This is a genomic window from Arthrobacter sp. SD76 (assembly GCF_049726125.1).
GTDB lineage: Bacteria > Actinomycetota > Actinomycetes > Actinomycetales > Micrococcaceae > Arthrobacter > Arthrobacter nitrophenolicus.
On sequence record NZ_JBNBLR010000001.1, the window covers coordinates 647,842 to 666,041 of the forward strand.

Consider the following 18,200-nt stretch of genomic DNA (forward strand, 5'->3'; position numbering starts at 1 on the left):
CGTTTCCTACTTCTTGGGGATGGTGCGGCTGCGTCCGCGGAACTCTGCAACGAGCTCGCCGGGGGTGCCGGAGGTGGGGATTCGGGCTGGTCCGCGTCGGCGGCGAAGATCTGGATGTCGTACAGGCCGCTGCGGCCGGCGCTGGAACGGCGGTCCGCGACGGCGGTCAGCACCTGGCCGCGGAACGCGGGCTTGAGGAAATTGATGTCCACGCCGGAGGCCACGGTAATGGTGTTCTCCTCGCCGGGCGCCGGGTTGATCGGGTTGCAGGCGAGCGCGAAGGCGGTGTCACCGAAGGCGAAGATCATTCCGCCGTGGGCCATGCCGAACCCGTTGAGCATTTCCTGCCGGAGGGTCATCCGGATGGTGGCGTGGCCGTCGCTGAGCGAGAGGACCTCGATGCCCATCCACTCGGAGGCATAGTCGTTTTCCAGGATGGGGTGGGGTGGCCCGGAAAGTGTTGTTTCAGCCATGCGTCATTGCCTCCAGCTTTATTTACCGAATGTTCATTAGGTAATCCCATGAGGGGGTCCGGTGTCAAGGGCGGGGCGTGCGCTCCAGCCCGGTTACTCCCGGGCGGCGAGACCTCCGAAGCCGGGACACGCCGTCGTCCGCGGCGCGGCGGGGAAGCGCCGAACCCAACTAGGTAGCAGTAGTTGTCGTTTTGGGGGCCCATAACGACAACTACTGCTACCTAGTCGGGTCCCCGGGGCGCGCAGGGTGCCCTCAGTCGAAAGATGCAAGGATGGAGGGACCGGCGAAAGCAGACCAGCAAAGGGCGGACCATGGCCAAAGGCATCTACGTCAGCGCAACCACTCCAGGATCGGGCAAATCCCTCGTGGCCCTGGGCCTGGCGGACACCCTGCACCGGCATGCGGACAGGATCGGCTTCTTCAAGCCCGTGGTGACGGGCCCCACCGCCCAGGACGACCCAATGGTGGCCCTGATGAAGTCCCGGTTCGCGCTGGAGGACGAGCGCTGCCGCGGCGGCCTGACATTCCAGGAAGTCCGCAGCCTGCTGGCCGAGGGCAACCGCGAGGAGATCGACTCCCGGTGCGTGGAGATCTTCGCCGACATCTCGCGGCACTGCGACGTGGTGATCGTGGAGGGGACGGACCTGACCGGCCAGGACGCCGCCGTCGAGTTCGACCTCAATGCCCGCCTGGCCAACAACCTTGCCGCCCCGGTGGTGGCCGTGGTGGGCGCCAAGGGGCGGACCGTGGCGGAGGCGGCGGCCGCCGTCGAGGTTGCCCGGAAGGAGCTGTCCGCGGAGAAGTGCGCGCTGCTGGCCATTCTGGTGAACCGCGCGGACCCGGACCTGGTGGACGCCATTGCCGCGGAGGTGAAGGTGGGCGCATCCGGCCGGCCCGTGTACGTCCTGCCCGAGCTGGAGGAAATCGCGAGGCCCACCACCGGCGAAGTGGCCACGGCGCTGGGCGTGCGACAGATCGCCGGCCGCCCGGACATGGAGCGGGACGTGAAGGACATCAAGGTGGCGGCCATGAACGTGGGCAACTTCCTCAATGTCCTGGATGAGGGCGCCCTGGTGATCGTGCCGGGGGACCGGGCGGACGTGATGGTGGCATGCCTGGCTTCGTCCTTCTCGCCCGAATTCCCGGTGGCGTCCGCACTGATCCTCACCGGCGGCCTGGCACCGGATGCCAACATCTACCCGCTCCTGGCGCAGGCGCCCTTCCCGGTGTTCGCCTCCCGGGAGGACACCTACACCACCGCCAAGCGGGTCTCTGAGGTCCGGAGCGAGATCTGGTCCGGGCACCGGCGCAAGGTGGCCTCGGCCGTGGGCCTGTGGTCGCGCCGGGTGGACGAGACCGAACTGGTGGAGCGCCTGCACCTGCCGCGGCCTGAACGGATGACCCCGCTACGGTTCCTGCATGACCTCATCGAGCGGGCCCGTTCACAGCGCCGGCACGTGGTGCTGCCGGAGGGCACGGATGTGCGGATCCTGCGCGCCGCCGAGATCCTGCACCGCCGCGACGTCTGCGACCTGACCGTCCTGGGCCCGGAGTCGGACGTCCGTGAGCTGGCTGCGGCCCGGGGCATCGACCTTTCAGGGATCAACGTGGTGGACCCGGCAACCTCGGACCTGCGCCAGAAGTTCGCCGAAAAGTACGCCGAGCTCCGTGCGCATAAGGGCGTGGACCTTGCCAAGGCCCTGGAGATCATGCAGGACGTGAGCTATTTCGGCACCATGATGGTCCAGCTGGGCGTGGTGGACGGCATGGTGTCCGGGGCGGTGCACACCACGGCACACACCATCCGGCCGGCGCTGGAGTTCGTGAAGACGCGCCCCGGTGTGAAGATCGTGTCCTCGGTGTTCCTGATGCTCATGCCGGACCGCGTGCTGGTGTACGGCGACTGCGCCGTGAACCCGGACCCCAACGTGGAGCAGCTGGCGGACATCGCACTGGCCTCGGCGGAAACCGCGGCGCAGTTCGGAGTGGAGCCCCGGGTGGCGATGCTCTCCTACTCCACCGGCGGATCGGGCTCCGGCGAGGCGGTGGACGAGGTGCGGCAGGCCACCGAGCTGGTGCGCCAGCGCCGGCCGGACCTCGCCGTCGAGGGGCCCATCCAGTACGACGCCGCCGTGGACGCCTCGATCGCCGAGTCCAAGATGCCTGGCTCCTCCGTCGCCGGGCAGGCCACCGTGTTTATCTTCCCGGACCTCAACACCGGTAACAACACGTACAAGGCGGTGCAGCAGAGCTCGGGGGCCGTCGCCGTCGGGCCGGTCCTGCAGGGGCTGCGGAAGCCGGTCAACGACCTCTCCCGCGGCTGCACAGTGGAGGACATCGTGAACACGGTGGCCATTACCGCCATCCAGGCGCAGGCGTGACGGTGGTTGAGCCTGTCGAAACCGCGTTCGAAGTTTTCGACAGGCTCAACCACCGGCAGCGGCAACGACGACGGCGGCACCCGGGGTGGGTGCCGCCGTCGCGGTGTGTGGGGGCCCGGCAGGGCTAGGCCTCGGCCTTGACCTTCAGGGGCTCGATCTTGCCGATGACGAACAGGTAGTTCGCTGCACCGATCAGCGAGACGAAGCCGATCACTGCCAGCGGTGCCACGAAGGATCCGGTCTGGTCCACCAGGACGCCGATCAGGATCGGGGTGAAGATGCCGGCGAGGTTGGACGCGAAGTTCTGCAGCCCGCCGATGGAACCGACGTGGCGCGAGCTTGGCGCGACGTCGGCCGGCAGCGACCAGATGCCGGTGGCGGCGACGGTGAGGCTGGAGTAGGCGAGGGACAGCAGTGCCAGGGCCATCCAGGCCTCCGGCACCAGGGCGGCGAACATGATGACCGAGCCGCCGGCGAGGCCTCCGGCGATGGCGATCTTGCGGACCTTGCTGACCGGGGCTCCGGCCCGGACGGCACGGTCTGCCAGGTAGCCGCCCAGCCAGCCGAACAGGACAGCGCAGATGCCCGGGATGGCGCCGAAGAAGCCCAGCTTGAGCAGGTCGAAGCCGCGTTCCTTGACCAGGTAGCTCGGGAAGAACGTGATGAAGAAGTAGATGGCGCTGTTCAGGCAGAAGAAGCCGAACATCATGCTCAGGATAGTGCGGTACTTGAACAGGGAGCGCCAGGGGAGCTTAGCTGCACCTTCGTCATCGCTGGCCGCACCGCGGGCGCCGCCTTCCTGGATGTAGCTGACCTCGGCAGCGTTTGCGCCCGGGTGCTCCTCCGGGCTGCGGTAGACCTTCCACCACACCGCGGCCCAGATGATTCCCGCAAGGCCGATGATGATGAACACCGCGTGCCATGAGGTGAAGGCAACGATGAGGGTGACGATTGGCAGGGCAATGACGGCACCCACGCGTGAGCCCGAGTCCCAGATGCTGGTGGCGAAGGCGCGTTCGCGGACGGGGAACCAGGTGGCAACTACCTTCGCTGCGGTGCTGGGGGCGGGGCTTTCGCCAACCCCCAGCAGGAAGCGCGCGGCGAAGAGGGACCAGAAGTTGGAGGCGGCGGCGGTCACCATGGTGAAGACGGACCACCACAGCGCGGCCAGCGAGAAGGACCGGCGCGGTCCCACCTTGTCCACGTACCAGCCGGCAGCAAGCTGGCAGAAGTCGTAGGCCCAGAAGAACGCGGCGAAGATCAGGCCCTGCTGGGTGGCGGTGAGTTCGAAGTCCTCGCCCATGAAAGGCAGGGCGACGCTGAGGCTGGAGCGGTCCAGGTAGTTGATGCTGAGGCCCACGAAGGCAAGCCAGATGATGGCCCAGCGCTTCCGGGTCATCAGGCGGGAGGGGGGTGTGGAGGTGTTGATGGACGATTTACTTCCGAGCGTAGTCATGCGGTCTCCTTCGACGTATACATGGCTTCGGTGCATTACGCACAGGGGGATGGGGAGGGTGCCGATCTGCTCAGCGAAATCGTATAGGAATCTGGTTAATCATATAGAAATTGTGATGGGGATCAAGTCCTGATGGGAATTTGTTCTTCGCGCCGGTCCGCCCCGGCGCGTGGCTTATGATTCCCAAGTGGCTCCCGCCCGTCGGGGTGCCAAGCCCACAGCGAATTCAAGAGGTAATTGCGTGCCCCCACGTCCAGCGTCCGACATGCCCCGCGGCAAGGCTGCCGTCTCCGACGTCTACTCGGCCATGCGGGCCTCCATCCTGGAAGGCGACCTCGCCCCGGGGGCGCGCATCAACATCGACGCCGTGGCGCGCAGCCTGGGAGTGTCCCAGACTCCGGTCCGCGAGGTCCTGCAGCGACTGGAGGGCGACAATCTGGTGGTCTACAACCCCGGGCGGGGATACAGCACCACACCACTGCTGGATCTGCCCGAATTGCGCTCGCTGTTTGAGTTCCGCCTCCTCGTCGAGCCCTGGGCGGCCCGGGCTGCTGCAGTGGACAGGCTGGCCAATCCGGCTCCTGCCCTGAAGAAGGAGCTTGAGGCTTTCCGGGATGTCATGGAGTCCAGCGGGGACCTGCGCCAGGACCTGGTGGCCCATGACACCCGGTTCCACGACACCATCCTCGCCGCGTCCGGAAATCCCGTGGTCCGACATGCCTTCGCCCAGACCCATTGCCACCTGCACACCTTCCGCCTGTACCCCGCCGATGTGGACGGCGCCATCACGGTGGCCGAACATACGGCCGTCCGCGAGGCAATCGAAGCCTGCGATCCGGAGCGGGCCGAGGCTGCCATGACCACCCACATCCGCAACTCCTTCGACAGGTTCGCCCAGGCTTTCCAGGGCGAGCTTGCGCCGCTCGAAGACAGTGGCCCGCCCCGGAAGCGCATCATCACGTAGGTCCAGAATTCCAGCCCCGGCCCCCAGTGGCCGGGGCTTTTTGGTGCCTCCGGAAGCCGACCGGGCAGGTGGGGACTTGACCTGGGTCACTTGTCCTATATGATTTTAGTAATTCGTATAGGAATCGAATCTTTCCCTCTCCAGTTCTTCCATGAAAGTTGAGATCCATGCCTTCCATCACCTCCATCAAGACCCAGGACGTCCGTTTCCCCACGTCCCTGGAGCTTGACGGGTCCGACGCGGTCAACGTTGATCCGGACTACTCTGCCGCCTATGTGGTCATCCGCACCGATGCGGGCGACGAGGGCCACGGCTTCGTCTTCAGCTGCGGGCGCGGCAACGAAATCATCACCGCAGCCATCGACGCCTACGCCCGCCTGCTCGTGGGCCGCGACATCGACGAACTGATCTACGACCTTGGCGGCGCCTCCAAGCTCCTCATCCACGACTCCCAGCTCCGCTGGCTCGGCCCGGAAAAGGGCGTCACCCAGATGGCCTGCGGCGCCCTGGTCAGTGCGCTCTGGGACATCCGTGCCCGCCGCGAGAACAAGCCGCTGTGGCTCCTGCTCAGCGAAATGACCCCTGAAGAGCTGGTCAGCGTGGTCGACTTCACGCATATCCGGGACGCCCTGAGCCCGGAGGAGGCGCTGGACATCCTGCGCGCCGGCCAGGGTGGCAAAGAGGAGCGGATTGCCGCGCTTAAGGCTGACGGCTTCCCCGCCTACACCACGTCGCCGGGCTGGCTCGGCTACAGCGATGAAAAGCTCGTACGGCTGAGCAAGGAGGCCGCGGCCGACGGCTTCTCGATGATCAAGCTCAAGGTGGGCGGGGACATCAACGACGACCGCCGCCGCATGGCGCTGGCCCGGGAAGCGGTGGGAGACCTCCCTATCGCCATCGACGCCAACCAGCGCTGGGAAGTATCCGAAGCCATTGAATGGGTCAACCAGCTGGCGGAGTTCAACCCGTACTGGATCGAGGAGCCCACCAGCACCGACGACATCCTCGGCCACGCCGACATCCGCAAGGGCGTTGCCCCGGTACGGGTGGCCACGGGCGAGGCGGTTGCCAGCCGGATTATCTTCAAGCAGCTGCTCCAGGCCGGCGCCATTGATGTGCTCCAGCTCGACTCGACCCGCGTGGGCGGCGTCAGCGAGAACATCGCCATCCTGCTGTTGGCAGCCAAGTTCGGCGTACCGGTGTGCCCCCACGCAGGCGGGGTTGGCCTGTGCGAGCTGGTCCAGCACTTCTCCTTCTTCGACTACGCCGTGGTGGGCCGCAGCAGGAGAACCGCATGATCGAATTCGTGGACCACCTGCATGAGCACTTCGCCGAACCGGTCCGGATCGTCGGCGGGCGCTACGCCGCCCCGGTCATGCCCGGCACGGGAGCTGAAATGCTCACTGCCTCCCGGGCCCGCTGGGAATTCCCGGACGGGGCCGGCTGGCAGGAAGTGGGCAACCGCGCCGCCGTTACCGGCGCGTCCCTGGCCGCTGCGGGAACCGGGCGATGAGCGCCGCCGGACTGTCCGCCGGCACGCTGCAGCCGGCAACCGCCGTGGCCCAGTTGAACGAGGCGGTGGAGGCGGCCCAGCGCGCCTTCGAGCAGGGCCGGCAGGCGGACCCGGCCCGGCGCGCCGGCTGGCTTGAGGCCATCGCCGCGGGCCTTGAGCAGGACAGCGCCGGGCTGGTTGAAATCGCCGCCCGGGAGACGCACCTTGCTGTTGCCCGGCTGGAGGGTGAACTGAAGCGCACCGTCTTCCAGTTGCGCCTCTTCGCAGCAGAAATCCGGCTCGGCGAGCACTTTGACGCCACCATTGACCATGCCGACCCCGCCTGGGGCATGGGACCGCGGCCGGACCTGCGGCGGTACAACGTGCCGCTCGGCGTCGTGGGTGTGTTCGGTGCCTCGAACTTCCCCTTCGCCTTCAGTGTGATGGGCGGCGACAGCGCCTCGGCCCTGGCGGCCGGCTGCGCCGTCGTCCACAAGGCGCATGACGCCCACGCGGAGCTGGCAGCGCGCACCGCCCGGACCGTGACCGACGCGCTGGATGGTGCCGGCGCGCCGTCGGGCCTGTTCGCCCTGGTGACGGGCCGCCAGGCGGGGGAGGCACTTGTGGACCACCCGCTGGTCAAGGCTGTCGGCTTCACCGGTTCCACAGCAGGCGGCCGGGCGCTGCTCAACCGCATCGCCGCGCGGCCCGAGCCCATTCCATTCTTCGGTGAGCTGGGCGGCATCAACGCCGTCTTTGCCACGCCAAAGGCATGGGCGTCGCGGCGCACGGAAATCCTTGCCGGCTACGCCGCGTCCTTCACGCTGGGCATGGGCCAGTTCTGCACCAAGCCCGGGCTGCTGTTCGTTCCTGCCGGGCATGCGGCGGAGATCCGCGGCCAGCTGGAACAGGAGCTCTCGGCCTTCACGCCCGCCCGGCTGCTCAGCGAGCGGCTGCACGCAGGCTACGCCGATGCCGTTGCCGGACTTCGGGGCAGTGGCGGGGTTGACGTCCTGCTGGCGGGTGACTTCGCCGAGGAGCCGTCCCCCACGGTCCTGCTCACCACCGCCGCGGAGGTCCGGAAGAATCCCGGCCTGCTCCGGCAGGAGATGTTCGGTCCGGCCAGCCTGGTGGTGGAGTACCAGGACCAGGCGGAGCTTCCCGGACTGGCCGGGCTGCTGGAAGGGCAGCTGACTACCACGCTGCAGGCCGAGGAGGACGACGACGTCGCGGCGCTGGCTGCCCGGCTGGCGGACATCAGCGGCCGGGTCCTCTGGAACGGCTGGCCCACCGGCGTCACCGTCAGCTACGCCCAGCACCACGGCGGGCCGTACCCGGCCACCACGTCGGCCACCACGTCGGTGGGGACGGCGGCCATCCGCCGCTTCCTCCGGCCCGTGGCGTACCAGTCCTTCCCGGCGGCGCGGCTGCCCGAGCCCCTGCAGGACGGCAATCCATGGCGCGTCCCGCAAAGGGTCGACGGCGTCTGGCACCACCCGTCCGGCGGGTCCGGTTCCCGCACGTCGAGCGGGGAGGGCCTGCAGTGAATATTTCCGCCGCCTCCGTCCTGCCTGAGGATGCCGCGCAGGCACTCCTGATCGGCCGGGTCTGGGACGTTGAATCCGGCGGGCCGCGCCCGGTTGCCGTCAGCGGCGGCACGGTCTACGACCTGCACCGCCTGGCCGGAACCGTCTCGGAACTGCTGGAACTGCCGGATCCCGCCGCAGCCGTCCGTGCTGCGCTGCCGGACCCGGACCTGGCCGAACCGCGCTGGTCGACGGACGACGTCGTCGGCGCTTCCCTCGCCGGGGACACCGCCCGGCCGCACCTGCTGGCGCCCGTTGACCTGCAGGTCATCAAAGCCTGCGGCGTGACGTTCGTGGACAGCATGATCGAGCGGGTGATCGAAGAACGCTGCGCGGGTGATGCCGGCCGCGCAGCCGGCATGCGGGAACTCGTCGGGAAGGCCCTCGGCGGAAGCATCCACGGGATCCGGCCGGGCTCCCCGGAAGCGGCCGAGGCCAAACGCATCCTGATGGCCGAGGGGCTGTGGTCCCAGTACCTGGAGGTGGGCATCGGGCCGGACCCGGAGGTCTTCACCAAGGCGCCGGTCCTCTCATCCGTGGGGCTCGGCGCCGGAATCGGCATCCCGGCCTTCTCCGCCTGGAACAATCCCGAGCCCGAACTGGTGCTGATTGCCACGTCCCGTGGCCAGGTGGTGGGGGCGACGCTCGGCAACGACGTAAACCTCCGCGACGTCGAAGGCCGCAGCGCCCTGCTGCTGGGCAAGGCCAAGGACAACAACGGCTCCAGCGCACTCGGCCCGCTGATCCGGCTGTTTGATGGGACGTTCACCCTGGAGACGCTGCGCGCGGAGGAGATCCTGCTGCGGGTGGAGGGCCCGGACGGCTTCCGGCTCGAAGGACGGAACAGTGTTGCCCGGATCAGCCGCCCCTTCGAGGAACTCGTCTCGGCGACCTACGGACGGCATCACCAGTATCCGGACGGCTTCGCACTGTTCACCGGCACCCTGTTCGCGCCCACGCAGGACCGGGACGAACCGGGCAGGGCTTCACCCACAAGCACGGCGACGTGGTGAGCATCAGCTGCAGGCACCTCGGCACCCTGGTCAACCGGGTTGGAGCCTGCGAGGAGCTGCCGGAATGGTCCTTCGGCCTCCGCCAGCTGTTCGACTACCTGGCCGGACAGCGGCAGCCCCAGCGGACGTAGGCGTTTATTAACGAAGGACGACGCCGGCACCCACCATGGGTGCCGACGTCGTCCTTTCCGCTGTGGTCAGCTGTTGTCCGGCTTGGCCAGGCTTTCCTTGTCCTCTTCCTTGGCGGGCTCATCCGACAGGCCCTGCGGCGTCAGGTCCAGGCTCTCCGGGTTCTCGGGCGGCTGCGGCGCCTCGCCCGTCTCGCCGGCCTTGGGGTTGCCAGTATCGTCCAGTGCGGGATTGGCGCCCTCGACGCCGGTGGGGTCCTTGGTGCCGGAACCGGCGCCGGTGTGGAGCGGCGCGGTGCTGCTGGATCCGGTGTTGGTGGGGTCGTTCTCGTCGATCGAAGTGGGCTCGTTCGTCATTGGAATGTCCTCTCGGCGTGGTCCAGCCTGTCCGCCGACTGTAGGCACAGCCAGGCCCGATCCGCAAGGAATCCGCTCCCGGAACCGGCCCACATATAGTGGGGACTGAACCGCTGGCGCAAAGGCTCAGGAGGCCCCGCATGCTCGTCCTCGTCATCAACTCCGGCTCGTCCTCGCTCAAGTACCAGGTGCGTGACGTCGCGGCCGGAACCGTCCTCACGGAGGGCCTGATCGAAAAGATCGGGATGGGCAACGGGGGAGAGGGCGACGGCGAGATCGTGGGCCCGCGGGACCATGCAGCAGCCCTAGAGCAGGTGGACGCCGCCATCCACCAGGAACTGGGCGACCTGCAGCTGGGGGCCGTGGGCCACCGGGTGGTCCACGGCGGCGAGCGGTTCGCCGAGCCGGTGCTGATCGACAACGAGATCACCCGCGCCATCGAGCGGCTCAACCCGCTGGCGCCGCTGCACAACCCCGCCAACGTCCTGGGCATCCGGGCCATCACCAAGAAGTGGCCGGACATGCCTCAGGTGGCCGTATTCGATACTGCCTTCCACCGCACCCTTCCCGAGCACGCCTGGCGGTACGCCGTCCCGGACGAGCTCTACACCAACCACGGCATCCGCCGCTACGGCTTCCACGGCACCTCGCACGAGTACGTCACGCGCCGCGCCGCTGCTTTGCTGGACATCCCGGTGGAGGAGTTCGACGGCGTCATCGCCCACCTGGGCAACGGCGCCTCCGTCACGGCCATCCAGGGCGGCCGGTCCGTGGACACCTCCATGGGCTTCACCCCGCTGGAGGGCCTGGTGATGGGCACCCGCTCCGGCGACCTGGACCCCTCCATCCTGGTGTTCCTGGGCCGGGCCGGCTGGACCCCGGAGGACATCGACACCATGCTGAACCGCGAATCCGGGCTCAAGGGCCTGGCAGGCAACAACGACATGCGCTCCGTCGTTGAGGCCTCGGAAGACGGTGACGCGCGGGCAACGACGGCGCTCGCGGTCACCTCCTACCGGCTGGCCAAGTACATCGGCGGCTACCATGTGGCGGTGGGCGGAGCCAAGGCCCTCGTGTTCACGGCCGGCATCGGCGAGAACTCCCACCAGTTCCGCGCGCTGGTGGCGGACAGGCTGGGAGCCCTGGGAGTGGAGCTCGACGGCGGCCTGAACGCCGAGCGGTCCAAGGAACCGCGCGTCATTTCCACGCCGCAGTCGGCCATCCCCGTCCTGGTGGTTCCCACGGACGAGGAGCGCGCCATCGCGGAGGCGACGGCCGCCGTCGTCTCCTCATCGGTTGCTTCGTAAGTGCCGTTTTCGGCGCCCAAAACGGCATTATTGGAGCACTCGATGGGGTTCCCGGGACGCTCTCTCACTTATCGTGGGTTTTCCCGGGACGCTCTCTCACCTACGCCCGGCCCTTGAGGATCAGGTTCCAGTAGATCTGCGGGAACATGTCCCGGTCCACCACCCAGGACAGCTTGCTTTCGTTCCACGTGGGCACCCGGGGGATGGTGGGCATGGGCCGGTACCGGTCGTCGAACTCGGCGAACACCACAGTGTCGCGTGAGACGGTGAACGGGCATACCGAGTAGCCGTTGTACTTCCGGGTCAGCGGCTTCCCCTTCCGCGCCGCCACCAGGTTCTTCGCCAGCACCTTGGTCTGCTTGCGCAGCGAACCTCCGGACTTGGAGTTGGTGGTGCCGGCGGCGTCCCCCAGCGCCCACACGTTGGGGTACCGGATGTGCCGCAACGTCTGCCGGTCCACCTCCACGAATCCGCCCTTGTCCCCGGCCGCCGGCAGGTCGGTGGCTTTCAACCAGTCGGGCGCCGACTGCGGCGGAACGGCGTTGAGGACGTCGTAGTGCAGGGACTCCTGCTCACCGGTCTCGATATTGCGGATGTTGGCCGTCTGGCCGGCGGCGTCCACCGAGACCAGTTCGCTGTTGGTCCAGAGCTCGATCCCGTACTCGGCGATCTTGCGGTCCAGCTCCCGGTCCACCTCCGGCACGCCGAAGACGGTGGGGTAGGGCTGGACCATCACCACGCGGATCTTGTCCAGGACGCCCTGCTCCTGCCAGTAGTCGCAGGCCAGGTACATGGGCTTCTGGCTGGCACCGCCGCACTTGATGGGCCCCGCCGGCATGGTGAACACCGCGGTCCCGGAGGTCAGCCCGCTGAGGAGCGTCCAGGCCTTGGGCGCCAGTTCGAACTCGTAGTGCGAGGCGCCGTGCGGGGAGTGGACGGCCTCGGCCAGTCCGGGCACCGCGTCCCAGTCGTACTGCAGGCCCGGGCACACCACCAGCTGCCCGTAGGCCACGGTTGACCCGTTCGCCAGCGTGACGGTGTTGGCGTTGGCGTCCACGTCCACGGCGCTGTCCCGGATCCAGGTGACACCGTTCGGGGTCACAGACTCCTGGGTGCGGACCGCCTCCTTGGCCGACGCCCGGCCCCCGGCGATGTGCGAGAACAGCGGCTGGTAAAGGTGGTGGTCCTTCGGCTCGATGAGTGCCACGTCCTTGACGCCGTAGCGCTCCAGGCGCGCCGCCAGGGACACGCCGGCGTTGCCGCCGCCGATGATCACTACCTCGTGCTGCCCGGCCACGGCGCTACTTCTTCTCCGTCAGGGCGGAGGCCTTGTGTGCAGCCCGGGCACCTGTCTTGGCCGATTCCACCACGTACTGCGGCTCGTCCTCGCTGGCGCGGTGCGTGTGGCCGTCCAGCTCGAAGTCGCTGGTTTTCTTCTCGATGATCTTGCCGTGCGTCTTGCCCTGCGATGTGTTCCACTCCACGGATGTTCCCTTGCTCAATGACATGTGTTCTCCTTCGGTGGATCTGGCGGAGGCTGGCGCTCCAGGGCGCCGGTGGCCGGACGCTAATGGTAAGCACGGTTACCTTCATAAGGTAGCGTTCCGGCCGGGCCGCCGCCACAGGGCGGTGCATGCATCCGACAGACCGCCCTGCAGCGGCCGTTGACAGGAACTGGAGGCAGGTCCAAGCTGTCGCTGTGCCTGCATTCCTACCGGCCGGGCCGCCGGCAACAGGCGTCCCTCAGAGGAGAACCCCGTGCCTGTAGTGGAAGAAAACATCGTCGTTGCCCGGCCTCCACAGGAGGTCTTTGATTTCCTGTCGAAGTTCGAGAACCTCGCGGCCTATGACCGGTTCGTTACCGCGTCCGGGCAGGTGGCGACGGCCCCGTGGGGCTGGGAACGCGGGGGTGGGGCTCGAACAGTTATATGGGCATGCGGTCCGACTGGACCGTCGAGTACACGGAATTCGACCCGCCCCGGCGGCTGGTGTCCCGCTCGCTGGAAGGGAAGCGCGACCTCACTGTGGCATTCAACCTGGAACCGGCCGACGGCGGCACGCGCCTTAGTGAACGTATCGAGGTCAGATCAGGGCTGGGATTCCTCGACAAGCTGCCCGACCCGCTGGTGAGCAGGATCCTGGGCTGGTCACTCCGTGGCAACCTCAAGAACCTTGCCCGGTGGCTGGCGGAGCACCCGCAGACCTGATCGCAGCCCCATCGAGTGCTCCGTAACTGCCCTTTTGGTCCTCCCAAACGGCAGTTACGGAGCAGTCGATGCTACTTCAGGCCCGCCCCGGGCAGCAGTTCGGTGGCGCCGAGGGAATCGGCGATGAACGCGTAGTCCCACGCCCGCTCGCGCCACTGCACGTACCGGCCGGAGGCGCCGCCGTGGCCGCCATCCATCTCGATCTTCATGAGGATGGGCTCGGATCCGGCGGTCCGGTTTCGCAGCTCCTGCACCCACTTGGCCGGCTCCACGTACAGCACCCGGGTGTCGTTGAAGGACGTCACCGCGGCGATTTTCGGGTAGGCCACCTCCCGCACGTTCTCGTACGGGGAGTAGGACTTCATGTACTCGTACGCCTGCGGGTCCGTGATCGGGTTGCCCCACTCCTCCCACTCAAGGGCGGACAGCGGCAGGTCCGGATCCAGGATGCTGGTGAGCGGGTCCACGAACGGCACCTGCGCCACGATGGCGGCGTACTTTTCCGGCGCCATGTTTGCCACCGCGCCCATCAGCAGGCCGCCGGCGGATCCGCCCAGCGCCGCGATCCGCGCCGGGTCCACCCAGCCCGAGCCGGCCAGCCAGTCGGTGGCGGCGATGAAGTCGGTGAAGGTGTTCTTCTTGGTGAGCTTCTTCCCGTCCTCGTACCAGTGCCGGCCCAGCTCGCCGCCGCCGCGGATGTGCGCGATCACGAACACCACGCCGCGGTCCAACAGCGAAAGGCGCGCAATGCCGAAGCCCGGGTCCATGCTCAGCTCGTAGGACCCGTACCCGTACACCAGGCCCGCCGCCGTCGAATCCTGCTTGATGCTCTTGTGCCGCAGCACGGAGAGCGGGATCCGGGTGCCGTCCGCCGCCGTCGCCCATTCCCGGGTGGCCACGTAGTTGCTGCCGTCGTAGCCGCCCAGCACCGGGCTTTCCTTCCGCAGCAGCAGCTCGCCGGCGGGCCGCTCCGGGGTGGGCAGCACGAAGTCGTAGACGCGCGACGGCGTGAAGTAGGAGGTGTAACCCAGCCGGATGACGGGGGCCTCATAGTCCGATCCGCTGACGCCCGCTGTGTAGAGCTCCTCGTCGAAGGCCGGCTCCACCGGGGCCTGCTGCGCCGGCGTGCCCAGCCCGGCCAGGCCCATCACCTGCACCCGCTCAATAGTGTCTTTCCGGATGGATACGATCAGGTGCGTGGCGGTGACGCCCGCGCCGTTCACCCGGACGTCGTCGGAATGTTCGACGACGGTCTGCCACTGCTGCTGGGCCAGCGGCTTCTCCAGCTCGGCCGGGTCCGCCAGCGAGACCATGGAGTTGATGGCACCGCGGTTGTGGGTGAGGAGGATCCGCTCGGTCTTTTGCCCGTCCGGGCCGTCCAGCAGGAACGGCTCGGCCTCGTAGAGGACCCGCTCGTTGCGTGAGATCACTGTCCGGACGGTTTCGGAGGGGTCGTCGAAGCGGAGCAGCCGGGTCTCGCTGTATTCGGAGCAGCCGATGCCGAGCACCAGGTAGCGCCGGTCTGCGGAGAGCTCAAAGCCCAGCCACATGGCGGCGTCGTCCTCCTGGTAGATCACCACGTCCTCGGTGACGGGCGTGCCCAGCACGTGCGCCTTCACCTGGTGCGGGCGCCAGGAATCGTCCACCACGGTGTAGAAGATGCGCGCGCCGTCGGGGGAGAACGAGACGCCGTAGAAGACGTTCTCGATGACGTCAGGCAGGAGTTCGCCCGTGCGGAGGTCCTTGATCCGAAGGGTGAAGCGCTCGTCGCCGGAGTTGTCCACGGCGTAGGCGTAGAGGTTGCCGTCCACGGTCACGGCCGAGCCGCCCACGGAGAAGAACGGCTTGCCCTCGGCCTCGACGTTGCCGTCCAGCAGGACTTCCTCGCCGGGGATCGCGACGCCGGGCTCTACGGCAGGCGGGGTCCAGTCGGCGGTCCTGTCCCCGGTGTCGGCGGCCTTGACCCGGCACTGGATGCCGTATTCCTTGCCCTCCACGGAGCGGCTGTAGTACCACCAGCCGTCCTTGCGGTGCGGAACGGAGAGGTCGGTTTCCTGCGTGCGGCCCTTGATCTCCTGGAAGATGGCCTCGCGCAGCGGCTCCTGGTGCGCCGTCACCGCTTCCTGGTAGGCGTTCTCGGCCTTCAGGTGCTCCACCACCTCGGCGGACTCCTTGTCCCGCAGCCACTCGTAGTTGTCCACGAAGGTGTCCCCGTGGTGTGTCCGCTCCAGGGGGACCTTCTTGGCCACGGGCGGGGTGGCGGCGGACGCGGGCGTGGTGGCGGAATCCTGCAGCGGAGTGGAGGTCATGCCTTCAATATAGCCACCGTCCCCGCCAAGGGCAGGGCGCGTTCGCTACCGGGGGAGAACCGCCGTCGTGCCTTCCCAAGCCGGCTGGAAGGGGCCAAAGACTCTGGGATCGGGCGTGCGTTTCCCGGCAGGGTGGAAGGACAGCGCCAGTCCGCGAAAGGGAGACAACCATGTCCTTTGATTCAGGGCCCGCACCGCGGGCCGCAGCGTGGCGGGCGGTGGCCCGCTGCGTGGGAAAAACCTGCGTGATGCTGGCCCGGAGCCAGGTGCATCTGCCCAGGAACAACGTGGGCCGGGTGCTCCGCTTCGCGGACGGCAGCACGGCACGGGTCTACCGGGAGACCGCCGTCGACCGGATCTCACCCGCCGAGCCCTGCGTCCTGGTGGTCGCCTTCAAGCTCCGGCTGGTGCGGGGCAAGGCGCACCGGTTCTTCGAGGCTGAAAGCCTGCTCAACACCCCGCTCTTCGTCGGGTTCCCGGGGTTCGTGTCCAAGCTGTGGTGCGCGCACGATACCAATGGCGCCTACCGCGGCCTCTATGAATGGGACGGTGCGGCGCGGGCCCACGACTATGCGGCTGCCCTGTGGCGCGTCCTCGAGCTTGTGAGTGTTCCCGGGTCCATCAGCTACAAGGTGCTGCCCGGCCTGCGCCGGGACGAGGTGCTCGCCGATCCTGCCCGGATGGCGGCGGCGGAAGGTGACCGGGCCTGGTGGCGGCTTCTCAGCCAGGCGTGACAGCGGGGGCAGGTACGACGGCGGCCACCGACGTCTTGGTGGTAGGGGCCGGTCCCGCCGGCCTCACCGCAGCCCTGCAGGCCCACGCGCATGGCGCCACGGTCCGCGTGGTTGACCGCCGCGCGGATCGGATCCGCCCGTCCCGGGCGATGATGCTCCATGCCCGGGCGCTTGAAGGCCTCCGCCCCTGGGCGTCACCGACGAGCTGCTGGACCGGGCGGATACGGCTCCGGAAGCCCGCATCCACCTGGGCCGCAAGGTGGTGGCCGCCAGGCTCGGCCGCGCCGACCTTCCGGACACCGCCTTTCCGCACCTGACCCTGGTCCGGCAGGCCGACGTCGAGGACGTGCTCTGGCAGGCGCTTCGGAAACGTGGGGTCCCCGTGGACTGGGGCGTCGAGTTCCGCAGGCTGGAACCGGAAGCTGCGGACGGACTTCTCCGTGCGGAGCTCCACACCGCCCGCGGGCTGGAGCAGCACCGGTGCCGGTTCCTGGCCGGGTGTGACGGGCAGTCCAGCACCGTCCGCGGCGTCCTGGGGGCCCGCTGGCGGGGCGGGCCGTACCCGGTGGAGGCGGTCCTGGCCGACCTGGAGCTGGACGGGTCCCTGGACCCGGGGCTGCTGCACGCCGCCGTCGGGACGGCCGGGCTGGCCTTCCTGTTTGCGCTGGGCGAGGGCGCCTCGTGGCGGATGCTGGCCACAAGGCCGGCAGCACCGCAGCCGGGCGCGCACTACGGGCAGCTCGGACCGCCCGTTCCGGCGGAGGAGGTGGTGCGCCTGGTCCGTGCGTCCGGACTGGAGGCCGCGGTGAGGGAGGTGCGCTGGTCCGCCCAGGTCCCGCTGCAGCACCGCATTGCCGGCACGTTCGGCAGCACCACCGTCTTCCTGGCCGGCGACGCCGCGCACGCGCATTCTCCCGCCGGCGGCCAGGGCATGAACAACGGAATCCTGGACGCGCTCAGCCTCGGCTGGCGGCTGGGGTTCGTCGCCCAGGCCGGACGGCAACTGCCCGAGCTGCTCGGGTCCTATGGGCAGGAACGCCGGCTCGCCGCGAGGCGGGTGCTTGCCCTGACGCACGTCATCTTCTTCGGGGAGGCGTCACCGCATCCTGCCGCCCGGGCCATCCGCGCACTGCTGCCGCTCTGTGCGCCGCTACTTCCGCTGGTGCTCCGCCGGCGCTGGCTCACCTCGAAAGGGATCAGGCTGCTGGCGCAGCCCTTCGTCCGGTACCGGCGCAGTCCCATTTCCGTGGACGGCACACCGCGGGCCGGCAGCTGGCCGAGGCCGGGGGACCGGCTGCCGGACGGGCCCGCGACAGTGGACGGCCGGAAGGTCCGCCTGCACGGGCTGACCGCCGTGCCCGGCATCCATATCTTCCTGGAGCGCGACGCCGGCCCGGACGTTGCGGCCGCAGTCACCGCTGCGGACGCCCGGCAGGCCCCGCTGCTCCACGTGCACCGGCTCACCAGCCACCCCGGTTCAGGGCTGGTGGCCGTACGGCCGGACGGACACATCGGCTTCCGGTGCGCGGCAGCGGATGTGCACCAGCTGCGGGACTGGCTGCGGCTGGTGGGCGCGTTGGGGACTGAACCCGCCATCCGCCGCCGTGATGCCCTGTCACTTATGGTCCCTAAAAGAGGGTATTAGCAGCCGTAGCTGATGGGGCAACTGGCCGTGAGGGGGCCTAGTGACCTTCAGGCGGCAGGCGTATCCTGATCACGCCAGGCACATCAGCCACGCGTGAGAGGGGAAGTTTATGACCATCCCGCCAGTGCACGAACCCGAGCCGTTCCC

13 protein-coding genes and 3 pseudogenes are annotated in these 18,200 nt (G+C 68.4%); 10 read left to right on the plus strand and 6 right to left on the minus strand.

The genetic code is table 11. The features are described from left to right. Positions 1-6 precede the first annotated feature (6 nt). A pseudogene (locus ACPEE0_RS03120) lies at positions 7-473 on the minus strand (hotdog fold thioesterase). Positions 474-785: 312 nt separating this feature from the next. On the opposite strand from ACPEE0_RS03120, the gene pta reads away from it, so the two are divergent. Then, positions 786-2,855, plus strand: a complete 2,070-nt coding sequence (pta, locus tag ACPEE0_RS03125; protein WP_424573878.1) for a phosphate acetyltransferase — start codon at positions 786-788, stop codon at positions 2,853-2,855. A 124-nt stretch (positions 2,856-2,979) separates the two neighbouring features. On the opposite strand, the gene ACPEE0_RS03130 is transcribed toward pta, so the two are convergent. Beyond that, a complete protein-coding gene (locus ACPEE0_RS03130; protein WP_354175904.1) occupies positions 2,980-4,311 on the minus strand; it encodes an MFS transporter in 1,332 nt (443 codons plus the stop codon). A gap of 265 nt (positions 4,312-4,576) precedes the next feature. Here ACPEE0_RS03130 and ACPEE0_RS03135 point away from each other — a divergent pair, with 265 nt between their 5' ends. The 4 genes and pseudogenes from ACPEE0_RS03135 (at position 4,577) to ACPEE0_RS03150 (ending at position 9,497) form a co-directional block, all read left to right on the plus strand. Beyond that, positions 4,577-5,275, plus strand: a complete 699-nt coding sequence (locus tag ACPEE0_RS03135) for a GntR family transcriptional regulator (RefSeq protein WP_424575228.1) — start codon at positions 4,577-4,579, stop codon at positions 5,273-5,275. A gap of 167 nt (positions 5,276-5,442) precedes the next feature. Beyond that, a pseudogene (locus tag ACPEE0_RS03140) lies at positions 5,443-6,788 on the plus strand (L-fuconate dehydratase). Next, the gene (locus ACPEE0_RS03145; RefSeq protein ID WP_424573879.1) at positions 6,785-8,314 is read left to right on the plus strand and encodes an aldehyde dehydrogenase (NADP(+)); all 1,530 of its coding nucleotides are present in this window, start codon (positions 6,785-6,787) and stop codon (positions 8,312-8,314) included. Before ACPEE0_RS03140 ends, ACPEE0_RS03145 begins: the two are co-directional and overlap by 4 nt. After that, positions 8,311-9,497, plus strand: a pseudogene (locus tag ACPEE0_RS03150) (fumarylacetoacetate hydrolase family protein). The gene ACPEE0_RS03145 and the pseudogene ACPEE0_RS03150 overlap by 4 nt, the downstream one beginning before the upstream one ends. 66 nt (positions 9,498-9,563) lie before the next feature. Here ACPEE0_RS03150 and ACPEE0_RS03155 read toward each other — a convergent pair. Beyond that, complete coding sequence (locus ACPEE0_RS03155) at positions 9,564-9,851, minus strand: hypothetical protein (RefSeq protein WP_009356627.1); 288 nt, start codon at positions 9,849-9,851, stop codon at positions 9,564-9,566. A gap of 140 nt (positions 9,852-9,991) precedes the next feature. Between ACPEE0_RS03155 and ACPEE0_RS03160 the strand changes: the two genes are divergently transcribed. Continuing rightward, positions 9,992-11,158: an acetate kinase gene (locus tag ACPEE0_RS03160; protein WP_009356626.1), complete on the plus strand. Its 1,167-nt coding sequence runs from the start codon at positions 9,992-9,994 to the stop codon at positions 11,156-11,158. A gap of 100 nt (positions 11,159-11,258) precedes the next feature. Here ACPEE0_RS03160 and ACPEE0_RS03165 read toward each other — a convergent pair whose 3' ends face one another. Together ACPEE0_RS03165 and ACPEE0_RS03170 are read right to left on the minus strand one after the other, a co-directional pair. Further along, the gene (locus ACPEE0_RS03165; protein WP_354175901.1) at positions 11,259-12,455 is read right to left on the minus strand and encodes an NAD(P)/FAD-dependent oxidoreductase; all 1,197 of its coding nucleotides are present in this window, start codon (positions 12,453-12,455) and stop codon (positions 11,259-11,261) included. 4 nt (positions 12,456-12,459) lie between these two features. Continuing rightward, positions 12,460-12,666, minus strand: a complete 207-nt coding sequence (locus ACPEE0_RS03170; protein WP_009356625.1) for a DUF2945 domain-containing protein — start codon at positions 12,664-12,666, stop codon at positions 12,460-12,462. A gap of 420 nt (positions 12,667-13,086) precedes the next feature. Between ACPEE0_RS03170 and ACPEE0_RS03175 the strand changes: the two genes are divergently transcribed. Then, positions 13,087-13,365, plus strand: coding sequence for an SRPBCC family protein (locus ACPEE0_RS03175; protein WP_424573880.1), 279 nt, complete (start codon positions 13,087-13,089; stop codon positions 13,363-13,365). Positions 13,366-13,436: 71 nt separating this feature from the next. On the opposite strand, the gene ACPEE0_RS03180 is transcribed toward ACPEE0_RS03175, so the two are convergent. Further along, on the minus strand, positions 13,437-15,674 hold the full coding sequence (locus tag ACPEE0_RS03180; RefSeq protein WP_009356623.1) for a S9 family peptidase: 2,238 nt from the start codon (positions 15,672-15,674) through the stop codon (positions 13,437-13,439). Between the two features lie 170 nt (positions 15,675-15,844). Between ACPEE0_RS03180 and ACPEE0_RS03185 the strand changes: the two genes are divergently transcribed. Genes ACPEE0_RS03185 through ACPEE0_RS03195 form a run of 3 tightly spaced genes read left to right on the plus strand, consistent with a single transcriptional unit; the run spans position 15,845 to position 18,053 of the window. After that, a complete protein-coding gene (locus ACPEE0_RS03185) occupies positions 15,845-16,408 on the plus strand; it encodes a hypothetical protein (RefSeq protein WP_009356622.1) in 564 nt (187 codons plus the stop codon). 38 nt (positions 16,409-16,446) lie between these two features. After that, positions 16,447-16,725, plus strand: a complete 279-nt coding sequence (locus ACPEE0_RS03190; RefSeq protein ID WP_424575229.1) for an FAD-dependent monooxygenase — start codon at positions 16,447-16,449, stop codon at positions 16,723-16,725. After that, complete coding sequence (locus ACPEE0_RS03195) at positions 16,656-18,053, plus strand: FAD-dependent monooxygenase (protein ID WP_424575230.1); 1,398 nt, start codon at positions 16,656-16,658, stop codon at positions 18,051-18,053. The genes ACPEE0_RS03190 and ACPEE0_RS03195 overlap by 70 nt, the downstream gene beginning before the upstream one ends. The last annotated feature ends 147 nt before the right edge of the window (positions 18,054-18,200 follow it).